This is a genomic window from Allobosea sp. P4_C6 (assembly GCF_056402015.1).
This window is the reverse complement of sequence record NZ_JBFUIF010000340.1, coordinates 1-536: the sequence shown is the minus strand read 5'-3', so window position 1 is coordinate 536 and position 536 is coordinate 1. Positions and strand designations below refer to the sequence as shown.

The following is a 536-nucleotide window of genomic DNA, read 5'->3' as shown; positions in this document are numbered from 1 at the left end:
CCCGGCGTCGCCGGCACTTGGAAGGACCTCACGGATTCAGTCAACGCGATGTGCGGCAACCTGACCGCACAGGTTCGCAACATCGCTCAAGTCACGACGGCCGTCGCGCGCGGCGACCTCTCCCGCAAGATCACKGTCGAYGTKWMSGGCGAAATCCTCGAGCTGAAGGAGACCATCAATACGATGGTCGACCAGCTCAACGGCTTCGSCGGCGAGGTGACGCGCGTGGCTCGCGAAGTCGGCACCGATGGCAAGCTGGGCGGCCAGGCCCGCGTGCCCGGCGTCGCCGGCACCTGGAAAGACCTGACCGACAACGTGAACTCTATGGCGTCGAACCTGACGGCCCAGGTTCGCAACATCGCGGAGGTTTCGACCGCGATCGCGAATGGCGATCTGTCACGCAAGATCACGGTCGACGTGAAGGGCGAAATTCTCCAGCTGAAGGAAACGCTCAACACGATGGTGGATCAGCTCAACCGCTTCGCCTCGGAGGTGACGCGAGTGGCGCGCGAGGTCGGCACCGAAGGCAAGCTCGG

Annotated in this window: 1 protein-coding gene; it reads left to right on the top strand. The window is 64.1% G+C overall.

Features of this window, described 5'->3' with window-relative positions:
- The coding region (locus AC1DVA_RS29015; protein WP_476808222.1) for a HAMP domain-containing protein at positions 1-536 on the top strand (536 nt) is incomplete at both ends.